Origin of the sequence: Streptomyces endophyticus (assembly GCF_035798155.1) — a bacterium.
In the GTDB taxonomy this organism is placed as follows: Bacteria; Actinomycetota; Actinomycetes; order Streptomycetales; family Streptomycetaceae; genus Streptomyces; species Streptomyces endophyticus.
This window is the reverse complement of the sequence record NZ_JAOZYC010000167.1, coordinates 1-472: the sequence shown is the minus strand read 5'-3', so window position 1 is coordinate 472 and position 472 is coordinate 1. Positions and strand designations below refer to the sequence as shown.

Sequence of the window (472 nt, the reverse complement as noted above, 5' to 3'; positions counted from 1 at the left end):
AGCACGTGGCTTGCCGATCCTGGCCTACCTGCGCGATGGCGAGACAGCGGCAGTGGATTTCGTCAATGGCGCCGAGGGCTTGTTGATGGCGCCGGTGTATGCCGTGCCAAGGTTGCTGGCGCGCAATGGCCTGACCTTGCAGGACTTCGATTACTACGAAATCCATGAAGCGTTCGCCGCGCAAGTGCTCTGCACCTTGAAGGCCTGGGAAGACCCCGAGTACTGCAAGACCCGCCCTGGATCAGGCTTTCGCCCATTGTCCAATATTCCCCACTGCTGCCTCCCGTAGGAGTCTGGACCGTGTCTCAGTTCCAGTGTGACTGATCATCCTCTCAGACCAGTTACGGATCGTCGCCTTGGTGAGCCATTACCTCACCAACTAGCTAATCCGACCTAGGCTCATCTGATAGCGCAAGGCCCGAAGGTCCCCTGCTTTCTCCCGTAGGACGTACGCGGTATTAGCGTCCCTTTC

Annotated in this window: 1 rRNA gene and 1 pseudogene; one reads left to right on the top strand and one right to left on the bottom strand. The window is 58.5% G+C overall.

Annotation, left to right across the window (positions count from 1 at the left end):
* Positions 1–211 (top strand): annotated as a pseudogene (locus tag OKJ99_RS34380) (acetyl-CoA C-acetyltransferase); the annotation flags it as partial.
* 25 nt (positions 212–236) lie between these two features.
* On the opposite strand, the gene OKJ99_RS34375 reads toward OKJ99_RS34380, so the two are convergent.
* Positions 237–472, bottom strand: a 16S ribosomal RNA gene (locus tag OKJ99_RS34375); the annotation flags it as partial.